Genomic DNA, 19638 nt, shown 5'->3' on the forward strand with positions numbered 1-19638 from the left:
ATCATGGTTTTTTCTGTGGAAAAGGGGCGGAGCTGCAGTTAAGTATGAACAACATTTATCTTGCTGGCATTCCTGATCTGCCTTACTCCACTCCACCGCCTTATTGTATTTGTTCCTGCTCTTGTCTAGGTTCCTTTCCACGCTTGGCTCCGCGAGTAGGAATCTCATGTTTGTTTTATGTATTCAGGCTAGTCCCCCAAATGAAAAGACCGGCGGGAGCCGGTCCAAAACGATTATATAAATTCTGCAGCAAGCTTATCGAAGCTTTCCTGATCAAGTTCCAGGGATGCTTGAGTCAGCGGTGTTTCCAAATAGCCGGGCAGGAGTTCCTGATAAGACTTCCGCGCTGTATCCTGATAGATGATCCCTGTCACAAGGCTGTTATGCTTCATCAGCGTCTGCATCGCATTCTCCCTGTTGGAAGAGTCATAGTCTTCGATACTTGAGAGTTTTGTCAAATTCCGCTTGAACCAGTCATATGTATTGATCTTATTATAAGTCACACATGGACTGAAGACATTGATGAGGGAAAAGCCTTTATGGTTGATGCCGGCCTCAATGATGGCTGTCAGTTCTTTCAGGTCAGTGGAGAAGCTCTGGGCCACGAATGTCGCCCCGGCTGTAAGCGCCATTTCCATCGGGGACAGAGCGGGCTCGATTGATCCCTGCGGCGTGGACTTCGTCTTGAAGCCTGCCTCTGAGCGGGGAGAAGTCTGGCCCTTGGTCAGCCCATATATCTGATTATCCATTACAATATATGTGAGGTCTATATTGCGCCGGATTGCATGAATGGTGTGTCCCATCCCGATTGCAAATCCGTCCCCGTCCCCTCCGGAAGCAATGACCGTCAAATTCCTGTTGGCCATTTTAACTCCCTGGGCGATAGGCAGGCAGCGGCCGTGGATGCCGTGAAAACCGTAGGAATGGATATAGCCTGAAATCCTTCCCGAGCAGCCGATTCCTGAGACGATGGCAAGATCCTCCGGCTCGAGCCCGGTATTGGCTGCAGCCCTCTGGATGGCTGCCTGTACGGAAAAGTCACCGCATCCCGGACACCAGTTGGGCTTTACATTATTTCTGAACTCTTTAAATGTTGCCATATTCAAACAGCTCCTTACACTCGGAATGAACAATATGGGGCAGGAATGGATTTCCGTCATATTTCAGGATGCTTTTAATTTTATCGGCGCTGCCTATATTCATTTTCATGATGCCAGCCAGCTGGCCGGTTGCATTGTTTTCAAGTACCACAACTTTTTTCGCGTTCTGCACAAGCGGCAGCATAGACTCTGCCGGGAAAGGATGAAGAAGGCGCACATGGGCATGATTGACCTTTATTCCATCCGCTTCCAGCCGTTCCATCGCTTCTTCTATCACCCCGCGGGTAGAATTGAAACCGACTATCAATAAATCGGCATCTGAATGGCGGAGCGTTGTATGCAGCGGTTTATGGAAGCGGATATTCCTGATTTTCCTCATCCGTTTGTCCATCTGCTGTTTTCGGTTTGCCGCTGCTTCGGACGGCTTTCCTGTCTCATCGTGCTCAACGCCCGTTACATGAAATATGCCATTCTTTGTACCTGGAAGCACCCGGGGGGATACTCCATCTGCGGTCAATTCATAGCGCTTGAAGTTTCCCGTCCGGTCCGGGTCGATATCGGCCTCTGACAGCAATTTTCCCCGGCGGATCTCCACCTGGTCATACTCGAGCGGATGAACGGTTTGTTTTCCAAGGGAAAGCTGAAGGTCGGAGAGAATGATGACCGGACACTGATATTCTTCAGCCAGGTTGAAAGCTTCTGCTGTATCATAGAAAGCTTCCTCCACTGTACTTGGAGCCATGACAATCTTCGGGATCTCGCCATGGGTTCCATATATCATCGCCATCAGGTCAGACTGCTCCTGCTTGGTTGGCAGTCCTGTCGAAGGGCCTCCCCGCTGAGTATCCACGATCACGAGAGGAGTCTCTGTGATCCCGGAAAGCCCGATTGCTTCCATTTTCAATGAAAGGCCAGGCCCCGCAGAGGCGGTCAAAGCTCTCACTCCGGCATAATTCGCCCCGATAGCCATAGTGCACGCAGCAATTTCATCCTCTGTCTGAATGACTGTCCCGCCAAGCTGAGGAAGTTTTTTGATCAGGTATTCCATGATTTCCGAGGCAGGTGTTATAGGGTAGGCAGCCATGAAGCGGCAGCCGCCTGCCAGCGCTCCCAGGGCAATGGCATCGTTTCCGATCATGAACAGCCGCCTTTTCCCGTCCCCTTTAGCCAGCAGGAGGGTGCGGGGAGCTTCCCCAAGCTGGGCCGTCATATATTCAAAGCCCTCGTGAATGGCCTCCAGGTTTTTTTGTACGATCTGTTCTCCCTTACGGCCGAATATTTCCTCGACAACCTCTCTGAAGACATTGACATCCAATCCAAGGATGGCACAGGAAGCTCCGACCGCCACCATATTTTTCATCAGGGAAGTCCCAAGGGCGGCTGCCATGTCGGTAAAAGGAATGGCATACAGAGCGGCTTCGGTATCCTCGGGCTTTACCGGCTTAAACCTTGCATCGGCAATGATGATTCCCCCAGGATTTAACTCCTTGTAATTCACATCTATCGTTTCCTGGTCAAAAGCGACGAGGATATCGAGATCATCGGAAATGGACCTGGTTTCAGAAGTGCTCACCCGGATTTTATTATTCGTATGCCCTCCTTTGATTCTTGAAGAAAAATGCCGGTAGCCATACAGATAATAGCCGAGCCGGTTTAATGCTATGCTGAATATTTCGCCAGTACTCTCGATGCCTTCACCCTGCTGCCCTCCCACTTTCCATGAAAGTTGATCGATCATGTTCTACACCCCTTCAAATCAGTCAATATTGGTGTGGCTCTTTATAGCTTTACCGCTTTGGCAGGCGGCTGCACCAGCATATGAGAGTACATGATGAAATAGTATGGGCGCTTTCATTGGTACTAAACGATTCAATTCTAGCCCCTCAATTTATAAAAAGCAAGTTAGGGCTTTAACATATTTTGATATTTCTAAATAATCTGTAAAATATGGTTTATAGATATATTCTACACCTCAATCACAAATGCCTGCTTGCACGATCTGCAAGCAGGCATTTGCTAACGGGGTTCCACAATCAGCTTTATGGCAGTGCGCTCTTCCCCATCGATCAGGATATCTGTAAAGGCAGGAATACAAATCAAGTCTACTCCACTAGGTGCTACAAATCCTCGTGCTATGGCTACTGCCTTAACCGCTTGATTCAGCGCACCCGCTCCGATTGCCTGAATTTCTGCGGCCCCTCTTTCCCTCAAGACACCCGCAAGTGCGCCTGCTACAGAATTGGGATTAGATTTTGCTGAAACCTTTAATATTTCCATTCCCTAGCTCCTCCTTGTATTATCCCCATACCCACTTTTCTTTTGTTCAGGTAGGTGTTTATTAATCGTCCAGACTTCATTCCGGAACGAAAGCTAATCCTGCTCCTTAAACTATATTCATGGGTAAAGCGCTCTATTCCTCGTCCAATGGATAATATGGCGGCTTGTGTCCCAACAAGAAAAAATGCCATGGAGCAAAAGCCCATGGCACTCGTCATCATGAAAAGAACGGGTGATCATCATTAATTAAAATTCTTTGCATCTTTTTTGTATGGCCTGTAGCATTGTCGATGTCAATGACCACAGCACTAAGGATGGTCCGGCCCTCTGTAGGAACTTCAAACCGAACGGGAAGGCTCGTTAAAAATCTCCGGATGACTGCTTCCCGTTCCATTCCAAGGATGCCGTCATATGGACCTGTCATGCCTGCATCAGTCAGGTATCCCGTCCCTCCGGGAAGAATCCGTTCATCAGACGTCTGGACATGTGTATGAGTACCCACTACAGCCGAGACACGGCCATCCAGATACCAGCCCATCGCCTGTTTTTCACTGGAAGCCTCTGCATGGAAATCGACAAAGATGATTGGTGTCCGTTCCCGCGCAAGCTCAACCAGCTCATCGGCTGTCTGAAAAGGACAATCGAGTGCCGGCATGAAGGTGCGGCCCTGCAGGCTGATAACCGCAATTTCCAGCTGGTTGATCCGGACGAATTTCAAGCCTTCACCCGGTGTTCCCGGAGGAAAGTTGCCAGGGCGTACAAGGTATTTAGCATCATCGATGAATTCCATGATATCCCTGTTATCCCACGCATGATTCCCAAGTGTAACAGCCTGGGCGCCGGACTCAAGGAACTGACGGTATATTTTCTCTGTTATCCCTCTTCCTCCAGCTGCATTTTCCCCATTGATGATGGTGGCCTGCGGTTTATACTTTTCCTTAAGTCGGGGCACATACTCATCCACCATATTTCTTCCTGGTGAACCTACTACATCACCCACAAAGAGTATTCTCATAATAATTCCTTTCTGAATGGACACGGTTATTAGTATTTACTAGTCTTGGTAGATATGGGTTATATATTCAGTGCAGCTGATTTTTGCAGACTTGATCAGATGGCCAGCACCTTACGCTTCAATCCCCTTGTGTATTTAACAACTGCCTCACCATAATCCTTAAAAATACAACTTAGAAAGGCTGTTTTCCCATGAATTATGGCTGTTGAACAAGAAAGTGGATTTCCACTGCAGGCACTAAAGCCTGAGCGGGGCGGGCGCTGAGCCTCCCCGTCTTAGCCTGCAGGGTCTCACCTGTCCCGCATATCCCGCATGGAAAAGCGGAAAGCGGTGCCTGCCAAATAAAACTTATTTATAGCTCAATGATCAAGTACCAGGTTTAAAACTGTTGCTAATATGGCAGGCAGAGACCCGATAAAGCAGACTTGCTGATTGACGAGCGATTGCTGCGACAGAAGCTTAGTCGCACTTATGCGAAAGCCAAGCATAAGACGAGTCGGCTATGAGGAGATCTCTCTCTTCCCATAGCCGGCTTGGCTTATGACTCGAGGGTATCAGCTTGAAGCTGGATCAAGAGTCTTGCGCCTTCCGCTCAAATCTTGGTTGATAATTAGATATCCTCACAGAACTTACTCGAATACAACATCTTTTTAGAAAAGAGCCAAAATAAAAGAGCGGCGAATGCCACTCTTTATTTTGCATACTCAACGGCTCTGGTTTCCCTGATCACAGTCACTTTGATGTGGCCAGGATAATCGAGCTCTTCTTCGATACGTTTTCGGATATCCCTTGCCAGGCGATGTGCTTCAAGGTCATCAATCGCTTCTGGACGAACCATGATGCGCACTTCGCGGCCAGCCTGTATGGCGAACGATTTCTCTACACCTTCATAGGATTCTGAGATTTCTTCCAGCTTTTCAAGCCTGCGGATATAATTCTCCAGTGTTTCACTTCGCGCTCCCGGCCTTGCAGCGGATAATGCATCTGCTGCTGCAACCAGGACAGCTATGATTGAAGTTGGCTCAGCATCGCCATGGTGGGAAGCAATACTGTTGATAACAACAGGATGCTCCTTATATTTAGTGGCAAGCTCCACGCCAATTTCTACGTGGCTTCCTTCCACTTCATGGTCGATGGCTTTCCCGATGTCATGCAGCAGTCCTGCACGGCGTGCCAGGGATTCATCCTCCCCAAGCTCCGCTGCAAGAAGCCCTGACAGGAAGGCAACTTCCATGGAATGCTTAAGTACATTCTGCCCGTAACTTGTACGGAATTTCAAGCGGCCCATAATTTTGATAAGATCTGGATGAAGCCCGTGAACTCCCACTTCAAATGTGGTCTGTTCACCGATTTCACGGATATGTTCATCCACTTCACGCCTGGCTTTATCCACCATCTCTTCAATACGTGCCGGATGGATCCTTCCGTCCTGGACAAGGTTGTCTAAAGCAATTCTCGCTGTTTCACGCCTGATTGGATCAAACCCTGATAGGATGACAGCTTCAGGAGTATCATCGATAATCAAATCGATTCCTGTCAGCGTCTCAAGGGTACGAATGTTACGTCCTTCACGGCCAATGATACGTCCCTTCATTTCATCATTAGGAAGGTTGACGACGGAGACGGTTGTTTCCGCCACGTGGTCTGCTGCGCATCTTTGGATCGCAAGAGAAAGTACTTCCCTTGCTTTCTTATCGGCCTCTTCCTTCGCGCGGTTTTCACTTTCTTTTATGATAAGTGCTGTATCGTGGGCCAATTCTTTTTCTACCTTATCAAGAATAATGCCTCTCGCTTCCTCGCGGGTAAGTCCGGAGATACGTTCCAATTCGGTTTGCTGAGTACGAACCATCTCGTCCACTTTGCTTTCCATCTCTTCAATATGCTGTTGTCTTTGGTTTAGAGAATCGTCTTTCTTTTCTAGAAGAAGATCGCGCTTGTTAAGCGTCTCATCCTTGCGGTCAAGATTCTCTTCTCTCTGTAATAAACGGTTTTCTTGTTTTTGTAATTCAGTTCTCCGTTCACGGACATCTTTTTCCGCATCTGAACGAAGCTTATGAATCTCATCCTTAGCTTCCAACAGGGCTTCTTTCTTTTTAGAATCAGCTTCACGTCTTGCATCTTCGATAATCTGTTCTGCAGAAACTTTTGCCCCGGCTATTTTGTTCTCCGTAACGGATTTGCGGACAAAATAGCCAACAACTGCACCGACGAATAGGCCAAGCAAAATGGAGATGATTGTAATGGGTTCCATCGTAACACCTCCTCTTGCTATGAACTTTTTTTGGTTAATTTTGAATGTCGGCATGTACATTGTTACATCACTTCAACATACAGCACAAAGGCTTTTTCATTCATTTCATTTTTTAAAAAAATGTAAAATATACATATTAATTGTAAGCCCGGGGATTTTTATTGTCAAGGGTAAGTCCCTTGCCTGACAGCTATCCGGGCCGCTTTCAGCAATTATTTTTTCTTTGCGCCCAAACTTGCTGCTCCCGCCCGTTTTCACTCATGTGAAAAAGGACCTGGAAGCGAAGCTTCCAAGTCCTCCGGGAATCAATCTATCAGGTTAAGTTCTTCCTGGTCATCCTCTTCTTCAGGTGCTGCATGATCACCGTCTAAACCATAATGGTCACGGATTTTTCGTTTTACTTCATCACGGATTTCAGTATTCTCTTTCAGGAAGAGCTTGGAATTTTCACGGCCCTGGCCAAGCCTTTCTTCATTATAGGAATACCAGGAACCGCTTTTTTGTACGATATCAAGGTCTGCACCCATATCGATGATTTCGCCTTCACGGGAAATCCCTTCACCGTACATGATATCCACTTCCGCCAGGCGGAATGGAGGAGCTACCTTGTTCTTGACAACTTTAATCTTGGTTCTGTTACCCATTATGTCATTACCCTGCTTCAATGCTTCTGCACGGCGGACTTCCAGGCGGACAGAAGAGTAGAATTTCAGCGCACGGCCGCCGGGAGTAGTTTCAGGGTTACCGAACATGACGCCGACTTTCTCACGAATCTGGTTAATGAAGATCGCAATGGTCTTTGACTTGTTGATGGCACCAGAAAGCTTACGGAGCGCCTGGGACATCAAACGGGCCTGCAGGCCGACGTGGGAATCACCCATCTCCCCTTCAATCTCGGCTTTCGGCACAAGGGCAGCTACCGAGTCAATGACGACGATGTCTACCGCACCGCTTCGTACTAATGCTTCAGCAATTTCCAACGCTTGTTCCCCTGTATCCGGCTGGGAAAGCAATAATTCATCAATATTTACCCCAAGCTTTTGGGCATAGACAGGATCAAGGGCATGCTCGGCATCGATGAATGCAGCTTGTCCGCCTCCTGCCTGAACTTCTGCAATGGCATGCAGGGCAACAGTTGTTTTACCTGAGCTCTCAGGTCCGTAGATTTCAATGACCCTTCCTCTTGGATAGCCGCCTACCCCGAGTGCCACATCAAGGGCTAGGGAGCCGCTTGAGATAGTGGAGATAACACGGTCTGTCTGTTCTCCAAGCTTCATGATTGAACCTTTGCCAAATTGCTTTTCTATTTGCTTTAACGCCATTTCCAACGCTGCTTGACGATCGCTCACAAAAAGTTCCTCCTTTATATATACACATCAGCTTAAATATAGCTGACAGTTGGTATTATCAGTGTTTTAAAAAGCATTTCTCATCTCAAAACCTTAACTTAACTATATACCTTTTCAATGCTTTTGACAAGCAAAAAATCGAACATTTATTCGCTTTTTTTATGCCGTAATTATTGCTCATTCCGCTTCTTTCTGCTTAGTAAAAATGCTGTTTCTGTCCCGGATTTTCTTTGAAAATGAAATTTTGAGAGGGACAAACATGATAAAAAAAGTGCCTGCCCCATTGGCAGACACAGGTGAAGCATCCATCGCACTTATTTCATTCCGAGTTCTTTAAGCAGATAATGGCAGCCGTATTTGACGGAGCGGATCCGGTTTTGTGCCCGGCTGCCGCTGAGGCTGAGCTTTTCGACTGCTGTTTTTTGCCCTTTGACCGCGATTCCGATGAACACGGTTCCTACAGGATGGCCTTCCATCTCCATGGGTCCGGCCACCCCTGTAAAGCTGATACCGACGTCCGAATCAAGAAGCGACCGCACATTCTCAGCCATTTCAATGGCACATTCGGCGCTGACCACACCATACTTTTCGACTGTCTCATTTTTAATATTCAGGATCTTCTGTTTGGCTTCCGTTGCATAGGTGACAACGCCGCCCTTCAGGATAAGACCGGCACCTGAAATAGCTGTCAGCTGCTCTGTGAACATTCCTCCGGTGAGGCTCTCAGCAGCGGAGATGGTATACCGCTTGCTGCTGAGCTCCTTGACCACTTCCTTCATCAAGGATGTGTCACCGTCGCCATAATGGAATTCGCCGACACGAGAGAGGATTTCACCCTCCATCTCCGCTATCAGTTCCTGTACCTTTTCCTTTGAGGCATGCTTGGCCGTTATCCTGAGGGTCACTTCCCCGTCAGCTGCCAGAGGGGCAAGTGTAGGATTGGTCTGCTTTTCAAGAAGGTCTTCTATCTTGGTCTCTAATAGCGATTCCCCTATCCCGAAGAAGCGGAGTACCTTTGATTCGATCCTTTCCTGGACATCCAGTTTATTAAACAGCAGCTTGAAGCCTGACTCGAGGAACATGGGCTCCATTTCCTTAGGCGGTCCGGGCAGAAGCATGTAGGTCTTCCCGTCTTTTTCTGCCGCCATGCCAGGCGCCATGCCATGGTTATTCGGAAGAACAGCCGCCCCTTCAAGGACCAGGGCCTGCTTCTTATTGTTAGGCGTCATTTCACGCCCGGCTTTTTTAAAGTATTCTGTAATGGATGCCATTGCTTCTTCATCCGTCACAAGCTGGAGCCCGAGATGCTCTGCGGCTGTTTCCTTCGTCATGTCATCCTTTGTAGGACCCAATCCGCCGGTGAGGATGATAAGATTGGATCTTCCATGTGCAATTTCAAGAGCCTGCTTGAGGCGGCCGGCATTGTCCCCGACCACTGTATGGAAATAGACATTGATCCCAAGTTCAGCGAGCTGCTGGGAAAGGAACTTTGCGTTGGTGTTTGCGATCTGGCCCAGTAAAAGCTCTGAGCCTACTGCAATTATTTCTGCATTCATATTTTATGCTCCTTCTGTTTACTTTGAGTTTTTAAATATTCCCTTATTTTTGTCAAAGTAATCCCATCCAGACCAGACAGTAAAAATCATGGCTACCCACAGTGCGATGTCAGCGAAAGGAATATGGATATATTCAAACGGCAGGTTATGGAGCAGCAGGGCAGAAATGGCGACGATCTGGGCCCATGTCTTAATCTTGCCCAGCATATTGGCTGCCACCACTTCGCCAGATCCGGCAAGAATCAGCCTCAGGCCAGTCACCGCAAACTCACGGCTGATGATAATGATGACAATCCATGCAGGCGCATGCGCTGACGGGTCATTCAATTCCACCAGAAGGATAAGTGCTGCTGATACAAGAAGCTTATCGGCAAGCGGATCCAGGAATTTACCAAGGTTGGTAACCTGGTTAAGCTTCCTTGCATAATAGCCGTCAACCCAGTCAGTGGCCGACGCGATAATGAAAATGAGGGCCCCGATCAGGTGATGGACAGGGATGGACTCTCCGCCGATGTTGAGACTGCCCCAGTCAGGCAGGATCATCACCAGCATGAAGACCGGAATCATAAAAATACGTGATACAGTTATCTTATTAGGTAAATTCACAGGAAAACCTCCAAAAATCAACATTCTTTTCTATTATATATACTTTTGTCGAGATAAGCGAAAAATAGCCATCAAGAGATGACTATTCTGCAGGTTTGAATTGAACTTTTATGTTCTGCGAAACAGAGTTCTGCGGCGGAATGGCATATTCGAGCTTCTCACCATTGATATAAACCTCAGTTTCTGTTGTTTTCCCGATCACCAGGCTGGCACCTTGATTCTTGGTCATGTCGTATTCCTTGCTCTGGCCTTTTGTGAGGACACCCTGGAATAATGACTTTTCTCCATCATCCTTGATGTTCACCCATGTTTCACCTGTAGAAACAAGCTTGACCTTAAATTCCTTCGCATTGCTAAAAGAATAGGCGGAGTTTCGCCCCTGTTTGCTGATAACCTTGATTTCAGGCTTAGCTTCCTCTGCAGGCTCTTCCTGTTTTGGCTCCTGGCCGGAAGTTTTATCCTTATCTTCTTTTGCCGGCTTTCCTTTTTCTTTATCCTTGAGCGGGGAATCCTTTGATTCACCCATTGTCACGGACTGATTCGGCTGTTCTGCCTTATCGCCGCCCGCGGGTGAAGTCGATTTGGAAACAAGCACCCAGACCAGGACGGCTGCACCTATGACAAACAATGCGACCAAGATCTTGGGCAGGGCTTCAAGCGTCCTGGAATTGGATGGGCCGATCGATTTGCGGGTCTGGACCCTGGAAAGCTGCTGTGGAAGCTCCTCATTATAAGATACCGGTATCTCATTCTTGTATTCCTCAAATATCATTTCCGGCTCAAGGCCGACAGCCTCCGCGTATTGCTTAATGAACGCTCGCACATAGAACTTTCCGGGCATGGCGTCATAGTTACCTTCTTCAATGCCAATCAAGTACCTTTTTTGGATCTTTGTTACCTTCTGTAAATCATCTAGGCTTAAGTTTTTTTCTTCCCTGGCTTCTTTCAGTCTGATACCTAACTCTGTCACTTGCAACCACCACCATATTAAAAATCAAAAGAGCCGAAATCAGATTCTCCAAATTCAGAGCTTTGATCTACTACTTCATACGTAATTTTTTCTTCTGAGTCGTTCCTGAGTTCAATAATATAATCAAAATCATCAAGAGAGTATTCCGTATTTTGGACAAAAATATCAGGATGTTCCACAACCTTGACAGCATCAAGCCGCATAATTTCCCTCACAAGCTGAAGATGGCGCTCATTCCCTCTTTTAGTAGAAACGATGCCGTCCAGGATAAATAGATTATTCTCACTATATTCATCCTCGATCAGCTGGCTCCTGATGGTCTGTTTCAGGAGGGTGGAAGAAACAAAAAGCCAGCGCTTATTGGCACATACGCTCGAAGCAACAATGGATTCCGTTTTTCCTACACGGGGCATTCCCCTAATACCGATCAGTTTATGGCCTTCCTGTTTGAACAGTTCTGCCATGAAATCAACGAGCAGGCCGAGCTCGTCCCGCACAAAGCGGAACGTTTTTTTATCATCGGCATCCCTTTGTATGTATCTCCCATGCCTGACCGCTAAACGGTCACGGAGTTTCGGCTCTCTAAGTTTAATTACTTTTATCGTGTCCATCGTTTGAAGGATAGATTCAAGCCGCTGTATATTCCGGCTGTCCTTGGCAAGGAGCAGCAGACCGCGCCTTCCTTCGTCGACTCCATTTATTGTTACGATATTGATGGATAGCATACCAAGCAAAGAAGAAATGTCACCTAACAGTCCAGGACGGTTTTTTTGAATCTCGTACTCCAAATACCATTCTTTCTTTTCCAACAAAAACCACTCTCCCCTGTAAGTGACAGTTTTCGGCTTATTTTTCTAGCTTCTATAATAATATATGATTTCATAGGAAGTTAAAAGGGATAAGGCAGAAAAAATTACGAATGAATCAGGATGCAGGAGTTAACATAATAATGTTATTTTTGAGGGTTTGATACCCTTAAATGAAAAAGGGCCAGGCTCGGAGAGCAGCCAGGCCCTTTTTCTTATTTAGATTCTGTTCCGTTATTTTGTACCAGCTTGACCATCATGTTGGCAATGGCATGCTTTTCTTCATCGGAAGCCACTGACCACAGGTCGGCCAGCACTCTTTCCTGATCATTCTTAGGATCTACCTGTTTTGCCAGATAGCCGCCGATTTGATAGGCCATATCTGAAACGACCGTATTATCCATGCCTTCGCTTTGGGCATGGTTCAGCCGGCTGCCCAAAAATCCTTTCCACTCTTCCCAGTTTTGCAAAACTGACATTCAAATCCATCCCTTCTATAATTTGAGTCAGCTATAGTTTGTGAAGGAAGGGATAACTTCATTCATCATTCTGAAAAAAATCAAGTATGCCACCCGCCATTGATGCCAAGCACCTGCCCTGTTATGTAGGAAGCTTTATCGGAAAGCAGGAAGGCTGCCGTTTCAGCGACTTCTTCCGGCCTTCCAAGCCGGCCGGCAGGAATGGCACCTTTAAGATCCTGAAGTTCTTCCGGTGTAAAATCATCCAGCATGGCCGTTGCAATGGCTCCAGGCGCAATGGCATTGACACGTATCCCAGTGGGGGCCAATTCCTTGGCAAGGGCCTTGACGAAGGCGTTCTGGGCGCCCTTTACCATGGAATACAGCACCTCATACGAAGCTCCGGTCTGTCCCCAGATGGATGTAATGGCAACGATTGCCGATTTTTGTTTGTTCATGAGTTTTGGCAAAAGTGTTTTGCTTAGCATGAATGGGCTTGTCACGTGCAGCTGGATCATTTCTGCTGCATCGCCTTCCTCCATATCGGTCACCAATCCGTAAGCACTCTTACCGCTGTTCAATACCATATAGTCCAGGGAAAATACCTCCTTGGACAGTTTTATGTAGCCGTCCGGTTTTGAGAGATCCGCCTGGATCGGAATGAGATCTATTTCCGGGCGGCTTATTGCCGCTGCCAGCTCTGAGATCGATTTTTCATTCTTATTATAATGCAGGTATAGTGAATATCCTTCTCTCGCCAGAACTTCTGATAGGCTCCTGCCTATGCCTCCGCTTGCTCCTGTAATCAGGGCAAATTTTTGAGTCATGCGCCTCTCCCCCGTGCTTTCTATAATTACAGCCGAAAAAGAGCCGGCTCGGCCGGCTCCTTCCCCTTATTTTGGTACAACCTGGCAGACACTGATTCTGCTTTCATCTATGAATGCGGCAGCAGTCTGTTTGATATCTTCAATTGTAATCTGTTCAAGCACCGGCAGGACATCAAACAATTTCATCTCATTGAATGCATATCTTGTAAATTGGTTGGCAATGTATTCAGGCGAATTGAGCGATCTCAGGAAAGAACCGATTTTCTTCTTTTTCGATCTGTTCAATGCCTCTTCTGTAAGCATGCTGCCTTCCCGTGCCTGGAGGAGATATCCTTTCAGCTTTTCCTCCAGCCGGTCTGGATCATCGGTGTCCCCCCCGGCCATGGCAAACCCAAAGCCAAGCTCCTGTGTGTAGTCATAGGAGAAGGTCTGGTCGATCAGCCCTTCATTATACAGCTCCTCGTAGGCTTTAGTGCTTTTCCCAAATATCATATCAAGCAGAACATTCACTGACAGCTCGTATTTCAGCATGTCACTTCCCTGCTGATCCGTCTCATTGGCTTTGATGCCAACAAGGCATTTAGAGGACTGTACATTCATGCTGAGAACCTTCTTCTTTTCAGCCACAGTCTCCTTCTCTTCAGGAAATCTGCGCTGTATCTCCGGCTGGTCCTTGTAATCCTTTTTGGACTGGTTTTCCTTTATCTGCTTCATGATCTGATCCGCATCCACGGGTCCGGTAACGAAAAGAAGCATATTGCTCGGATGGTAGAAGGTTTCGTAGCATTTATAGAGAAGCTGGTCGGTTATGCCGGCAATCGACTCAACCGTACCTGCGATATCGATCTTAACGGGATGCTCTCCGAACATGTTCTCGATCAGGCCGAAATAAAGCCTCCAGTCAGGGTTGTCATCATACATGTCAATTTCCTGTCCTATGATCCCTTTTTCCTTTTCCACAGTCTTTTCTGTAAAATACGGGTCCTGGACAAAATCAATCAGGGTCTCCAGGTTCTCTTCCACATTGGAAGTGGATGAGAAGAGATAAGCGGTGCGAGTGAAGGATGTAAAGGCATTTGCAGATGCCCCCTGCCTTGAGAATTGCTGGAATACATCGCCGTCCTCTTTTTCAAAAAGCTTATGTTCAAGAAAATGCGCAATTCCATCCGGAACCTCAATGAAATCATCCCCTGTCAGGGGCTTGAAGTGGTTATCAATCGATCCATATTTAGTTGTAAAGGTTGCATATGTCTTATTGAAACCTTTCTTGGGCAGTATGTATACATCCAGCCCGCTGTCCAGCTTTTCATAATATAGTTCTTCATCCAGCTGTTTAAACGGTATCTTTTCCAACTTATTGCCCCTCCAATCCGGTTAAGAAATAGATGGTGTCGAGCTCGATTTTCTGTGCTGCCTCCACCACTTCGCTGTGTGTAACGGCCTCGGTCTTGCTGAGCCATTCATCCATATTGACAGGAACTCCCGCAATGACACCGTGATATAGAACTTCTACAAGGCCCCGGGCGATATCGATCGTTTCAAGCATCTGATTGCGGATGACAGCCTTGGTCTGGCTGATTTCTTCCTCTGTAAAGTCTCCCTGCTTCATTGCTTCCATCTGCTCTTTGATGATGCTGACTGCCTGATCATAATTTTTGTCCTCTATGCCTGACATCACCATCAGGAGTCCCTTATGGCTCTCCGTCCTAGCAGATGCATAATAAGCAAGGCTCGCCTTTTCACGTACATTGATGAACAGTTTTGAGTGTGAAAAAGCACCAAAGACGCCGTTGAACACTTGAAGAGCATAATAGTCCTGGTCTCCATACACAATGTTCGTGCGATACCCGATATTAAGCTTTCCCTGCTTCAAATCCTGTCTTTCAATTACTTCTTTTGCTTCAGAAATCTTGACCGGCCCGGTTTCCGCTTTCTTCGGACTTCTGTCCTCGAGCTTAAAAAATCTGCCGGCGGCTTCAGCGGCTTCTTCCTCTTCCACATCTCCTATGACATATAGATCCAGTTCATCCTCTGCCAGTGCTTTTTGGTAATATTCATAGAGGGACCGGGATGTAACGGCCTCTACATCTTCAAGCTCCCCATTTGGATCCAATCTATATGCCTCATCGCTGCACATTTCCTGTACGAGCCTTGAGGCGGAATATCGCATCTTATCATCATAGATAGACTGTATTCTCTGCTTAAGTGTCCGCTTTTCATTGCTGACGGTGCTCTCATCGAAAGCTCCCTCTTTTGCATTGGGGTTGAACAACACTTCTGCTAGCAGGCTGATCCCCTTTTCCAAAAGCGGAGCTTGATCACTCAAGAATTTCTCATTGGCGATTTCAAGGGTGAACGTGATGATATGATATTCTCCCTTTTTGGCAAGGTCGACAAAAAGACTCGCCCCGTACAGGTCATCCAGATAAGACCGTAATGAAGTAGTGGTTGGATATTCCTTGGTATTGCTCTGCAATACATAGGGCAAGAGCGACCTCAGCGTTACCGTATCTTTTGACAGCGGCGCCTTCATTTTCCAAACAAAGGTGTTGGTTTTATATTTACCGGTATTTACGATATGCAGCTTAAGCCCGGGCATCTCCCGGATTGCTTCATTAATGATGGCCAAGAATGCTCCTCCTTCAGGTGGTCAATTAAGTTATATAATGACTTTAACCTATTTTTTCTCATTAAGTCTATTTTAACCATTTTTATTTGCTTCTCTACAATTATACACGCTAATTTTCACTGGCAGACCCTATACGCAAAAAAGCAGCGCACAGAACCTTATCGGCATGCGCGCTGCAAGTGTGGCTTTTATTATCTTTTTCCTTTTTCGTAATGTGTCCCGGAAGCCTTTGGAGCATCCGCCCTTCCGATGAAGCCGGTCAGTGCAAGAATGGTCAGCACATATGGGGCAATCAGGAGGTATACATTCGGGATTTCATTAAAGAATGGAAGGCCTGAACCAACTATGCTGAGACTCTGGGCAAATCCGAAGAAAATGGCTGCCCCGAGTGCACCGATTGGATGCCATTTGCCGAAGATCATGGCTGCAAGTGCCATGAATCCCTGTCCGCTTATCGTTGTGTGGCCGAAATATCCTGTTACGGTCAGTGCGAATACAGCTCCGCCGAGCCCGCCAAAGCCGCCCGAGATCAATACGCCTGTATAACGCATTTTGGTAACATTGATACCCATTGTATCAGCAGCCATCGGATGCTCACCCACAGAACGGAGGCGGAGGCCGAATGGAGTCTTGAACAATACGTACCAGGCGAGTACCGCCACTCCTATTGCAACGTACGAAGTATAATATGCATCAGTGAAGAAAAGAGGCCCGATCAGCGGTATATCGCTAAGGATTGGTATATCCACTTTATGGAACCCTTCTGCCACACGGTCGGTTTCCCCTTTGTCATACATGAACTTGACAAGGAATAGGGAGAGACCCACAGCCAGAAAATTCAACGCCACGCCGCTTACGGTATGATCTGCTTTGAATGTGATGGATGCGACAGCGTGCAGTGCTGAAAAGATCACACCAGCAAACACAGCGACCACTAGTGAGAGCCAAGGAGTCAGCGAGCCGAAAGTATCGGCAAAAGTCAGGTTAAAGACTACACTCGAAAATGCGCCGATGACCATTAACCCTTCCAATCCGATATTGACAACTCCGGACCTTTCTGAGAATACGCCTCCCAGTGCAGTAAAAATGAGCGGTGCAGCAAGGAATATCATTGAGGGTACGATGATTTGAAGAACCTGAAAGAAACTCACTTACTTCACCCCCTTCTTTGATTTTCTGGTCAGAGCCCAGCGGATGATATAGCTTGAAGCCGTGAAGAAAATGATAAGTGCAATGATAATATCGACCAGCTCGGTGGGGATGCCTGTTTCAAGAGGCATGTTCAGCGCTCCTACCTTCAGGCCGCCGAAGAGGATAGCCGATAATATAATTCCAACTGCTGTATTTCCGCCAAGCAGGGCTACAGCAATCCCATCGAATCCTATTCCGGTAAATCCTCCCTTGATGGAAGCATAACCAAATGTACCAAGGCCCTCCATGGCTCCTGCAACTCCGGCAAAGGCCCCGGAAATCACCATTGACATAATGATATTGCGATTGACGTTCATGCCTGCATATTCAGAGGCATGATGGTTAAATCCGACAGATCTAAGTTCGTAACCTGTCGTTGTCTTTTCAAGGATGAACCACATTAAGAAAGCTCCGAATAAAGCAATCAGTATCCCCCAGTGCAGCCTTGAAAAATCAGTCATCCCCTCAAGCCATGGTGACTTAAGCAAGGCTGAGGACGGTACATCCGGTGTACGATCCGCGCCTTTTGATAAAACGGTACGGACAATGTTATTGGCAACATGAAGTGCGATATAGTTCATCATAATGGTGACGATAACTTCATGCACCTTAAAGCGGGCCTTCAGATATCCAGGGATAAAGCCCCAGAACGCCCCTGCCAGTGCTGCTGCAATGATTGCAAGCGGCAGATGGATGATCTTCGGAAGATCGACAGCAAGACCAACCCATACCGCAGCCAGCCACCCAATCAGCACCTGTCCTTCAACCCCGATATTGAACAGGCCGGTACGGAATGCAAAAGCAACGGCAAGGCCGGAAAGGATGTAAGGTGTGACCTGCCTGATGGTTTCGCCGGTATAAAACACCTCTCCGAACATCCCGTAGAAGAGTGCTCCAAAACCAGCTGCTGGATCGTAGCCTGTTGCAAGCATAATGATGGTTCCGGCAATCAAGCCGAGGACGACGGCAATTACCGGTACAACAATATTTGTTAAGCGTTTAGACATTTGCCCCTTCACCTTCTTTCTTGCCTGCCGTGCTTCCAGCCATCAACAAGCCAAGCTCCTGTTCGGTTGTTTCTTTCGGATTGACGATGGCAACAATTTTACCTTCATATATAACAGCGATCCTATCGCTCACATTCATGACTTCATCCAATTCAAATGATACAAGGAGTACACCCTTGCCCCGGTCGCGCTGCTCGATCAAACGTCTGTGCACAAATTCGATCGCACCTACATCAAGTCCGCGGGTAGGCTGGGCGGCAATCAAAAGATCCGGATCACGGTCAACCTCACGGCCAATGATCGCTTTTTGCTGATTTCCGCCGGATAAAGCACGGGCAAGCGTGTACTCAGTAGGAGTACGAACATCAAAATCCTTAATCAGGGTCCTCGCCTTATCATAGATATTTTTATAATTCAGGATGCCGTTCCTTGAATATGGCTTTTGGTTGTAGGTTTGAAGTACCATATTCTCGCCTATCGGAAAATCCAGGACCAGCCCATGCTTATGTCTGTCCTGTGGAATATGGCCGATGCCGGCCCTGGTGATCTTCCGCGGCCTTAAGTTCTGGATTTCCCTGCCATTCAGCTTTACTTTGCCGGAGTCTGACTTTCTCAAACCGGTTATCGCTTCAATCAGCTCGGTTTGTCCATTGCCATCTACACCTGCAATGCCGACAATTTCTCCAGCCCTGACATTGAGCGACAGGCCATTCACTGCTGCTACGCCTCGGGAATCTTTTACCATGAGGTCCTGGATTTCAAGTACTTCCTCTTTAGGGACTCCATCCTTCTTGACCGTCTTGAACACAACATCGCGACCGACCATTAAACTTGCAAGCTCATTTGGATTTGTATCCGGTACATTTACAGTGCCGATCCCGACTCCTTTTCTGATGACGGTCACACGGTCACACACATCCATGATTTCTTTTAGCTTATGTGTAATAAGGATAATGGATTTGCCTTCTTTTATGAGTGTCTTCATGATGCCGATCAGTTCCTTGATCTCCTGCGGCGTCAGGACAGCTGTAGGCTCATCGAAAATCAGGATTTCAGCTCCCCTGTAGAGGGTCTTCAGGATTTCCACCCGCTGCTGCATCCCCACGGATATATCAGATATCCTGGCCATGGGATCCACGCTCAGCCCGTACTGTTCTGAGAGCTTCCTTACTTCCTGAACCGCTTCTCTCATGTTGATTTTCCCGGCTTTTGAAGGTTCATTGCCCAGGATAATGTTCTCAGTGACTGTGAATTTATCAACGAGCATAAAATGCTGATGAACCATGCCGATTCCCAGATTGTTTGCCACATTCGGATCGGTTATATTTACGCGGCTGCCTTTTACGCGAATTTCACCATGTTCAGGCTGATACAGTCCAAATAGCACATTCATCAATGTGGACTTTCCTGCTCCATTTTCCCCTAGTAAAGCGTGGATTTCTCCCTTTTTCACCTGGAGGGTGATATTATCATTCGCGACAATCCCTGGAAATTCTTTTCGGATATTGAGCATTTCTATAACATATTCCATCCGGTCTTCATCTCCTCATTGTACGAAGTAAGGTTGTTACTTTGTCCTGCAAATGGGGTATCCCT

The 19638-nt window shown here is 47.2% G+C and carries 17 protein-coding genes; all 17 read right to left on the reverse strand.

Annotation, left to right across the window (positions count from 1 at the left end; genetic code table 11):
- Window positions 1–233: 233 nt before the first annotated feature.
- Window positions 234–1100 (reverse strand): 2-oxoacid:ferredoxin oxidoreductase subunit beta, encoded by an 867-nt coding sequence (locus tag V1498_RS13935; protein ID WP_409294310.1) that lies wholly within the window; start codon window positions 1098–1100, stop codon window positions 234–236.
- Entirely contained in the window at window positions 1087–2838 is a 1752-nt protein-coding gene (locus V1498_RS13940) for a 2-oxoacid:acceptor oxidoreductase subunit alpha (protein WP_409294311.1), read from the reverse strand. The genes V1498_RS13935 and V1498_RS13940 overlap by 14 nt, the downstream gene beginning before the upstream one ends.
- 278 nt (window positions 2839–3116) lie before the next feature.
- Window positions 3117–3377 carry a stage V sporulation protein SpoVS gene (gene spoVS / locus V1498_RS13945; RefSeq protein WP_003211281.1) on the reverse strand — a complete coding sequence of 87 codons (261 nt, stop codon included), beginning with the start codon at window positions 3375–3377 and terminating at the stop codon, window positions 3117–3119.
- Window positions 3378–3594: 217 nt separating this feature from the next.
- Window positions 3595–4392 (reverse strand): TIGR00282 family metallophosphoesterase, encoded by a 798-nt coding sequence (locus tag V1498_RS13950; RefSeq protein WP_409294312.1) that lies wholly within the window; start codon window positions 4390–4392, stop codon window positions 3595–3597.
- A 691-nt stretch (window positions 4393–5083) separates the two neighbouring features.
- Complete coding sequence (rny, locus tag V1498_RS13955) at window positions 5084–6643, reverse strand: ribonuclease Y (RefSeq protein WP_409292388.1); 1560 nt, start codon at window positions 6641–6643, stop codon at window positions 5084–5086.
- A gap of 305 nt (window positions 6644–6948) precedes the next feature.
- Window positions 6949–7992 (reverse strand): recombinase RecA, encoded by a 1044-nt coding sequence (recA, locus tag V1498_RS13960; RefSeq protein ID WP_409294313.1) that lies wholly within the window; start codon window positions 7990–7992, stop codon window positions 6949–6951.
- A gap of 314 nt (window positions 7993–8306) precedes the next feature.
- A complete protein-coding gene (locus V1498_RS13965; protein WP_409294314.1) occupies window positions 8307–9548 on the reverse strand; it encodes a competence/damage-inducible protein A in 1242 nt (413 codons plus the stop codon).
- Between the two features lie 18 nt (window positions 9549–9566).
- The gene (gene pgsA / locus V1498_RS13970) at window positions 9567–10115 is read right to left on the reverse strand and encodes a CDP-diacylglycerol--glycerol-3-phosphate 3-phosphatidyltransferase (RefSeq protein WP_409299294.1); all 549 of its coding nucleotides are present in this window, start codon (window positions 10113–10115) and stop codon (window positions 9567–9569) included.
- A gap of 121 nt (window positions 10116–10236) precedes the next feature.
- Window positions 10237–11124 carry a helix-turn-helix domain-containing protein gene (locus V1498_RS13975; RefSeq protein ID WP_409294315.1) on the reverse strand — a complete coding sequence of 296 codons (888 nt, stop codon included), beginning with the start codon at window positions 11122–11124 and terminating at the stop codon, window positions 10237–10239.
- Window positions 11125–11141: 17 nt separating this feature from the next.
- Window positions 11142–11933: a DUF3388 domain-containing protein gene (locus V1498_RS13980; protein ID WP_409299296.1), complete on the reverse strand. Its 792-nt coding sequence runs from the start codon at window positions 11931–11933 to the stop codon at window positions 11142–11144.
- A gap of 212 nt (window positions 11934–12145) precedes the next feature.
- On the reverse strand, window positions 12146–12409 hold the full coding sequence (locus V1498_RS13985) for a DUF3243 domain-containing protein (protein WP_409294316.1): 264 nt from the start codon (window positions 12407–12409) through the stop codon (window positions 12146–12148).
- Between the two features lie 80 nt (window positions 12410–12489).
- Window positions 12490–13215 (reverse strand): elongation factor P 5-aminopentanone reductase, encoded by a 726-nt coding sequence (gene ymfI / locus V1498_RS13990; protein WP_409294317.1) that lies wholly within the window; start codon window positions 13213–13215, stop codon window positions 12490–12492.
- Window positions 13216–13281: 66 nt separating this feature from the next.
- Window positions 13282–14568 (reverse strand): EF-P 5-aminopentanol modification-associated protein YfmH, encoded by a 1287-nt coding sequence (yfmH, locus tag V1498_RS13995; RefSeq protein ID WP_409294318.1) that lies wholly within the window; start codon window positions 14566–14568, stop codon window positions 13282–13284.
- 1 nt (window position 14569) lies between these two features.
- Window positions 14570–15844 carry an EF-P 5-aminopentanol modification-associated protein YfmF gene (yfmF, locus tag V1498_RS14000; RefSeq protein ID WP_409294319.1) on the reverse strand — a complete coding sequence of 425 codons (1275 nt, stop codon included), beginning with the start codon at window positions 15842–15844 and terminating at the stop codon, window positions 14570–14572.
- A gap of 191 nt (window positions 15845–16035) precedes the next feature.
- Window positions 16036–16995: an ABC transporter permease gene (locus V1498_RS14005; protein ID WP_409294320.1), complete on the reverse strand. Its 960-nt coding sequence runs from the start codon at window positions 16993–16995 to the stop codon at window positions 16036–16038.
- A complete protein-coding gene (locus V1498_RS14010) occupies window positions 16996–18042 on the reverse strand; it encodes an ABC transporter permease (RefSeq protein WP_409294321.1) in 1047 nt (348 codons plus the stop codon).
- Complete coding sequence (locus tag V1498_RS14015) at window positions 18035–19573, reverse strand: ABC transporter ATP-binding protein (RefSeq protein ID WP_409294322.1); 1539 nt, start codon at window positions 19571–19573, stop codon at window positions 18035–18037. The genes V1498_RS14010 and V1498_RS14015 overlap by 8 nt, the downstream gene beginning before the upstream one ends.
- Between the last annotated feature and the right edge of the window lie 65 nt (window positions 19574–19638).

It is taken from the genome of Paraperibacillus marinus, from assembly GCF_046237605.1.
Taxonomy (GTDB): Bacteria; Bacillota; Bacilli; order Bacillales; family DSM-1321; genus Paraperibacillus; species Paraperibacillus marinus.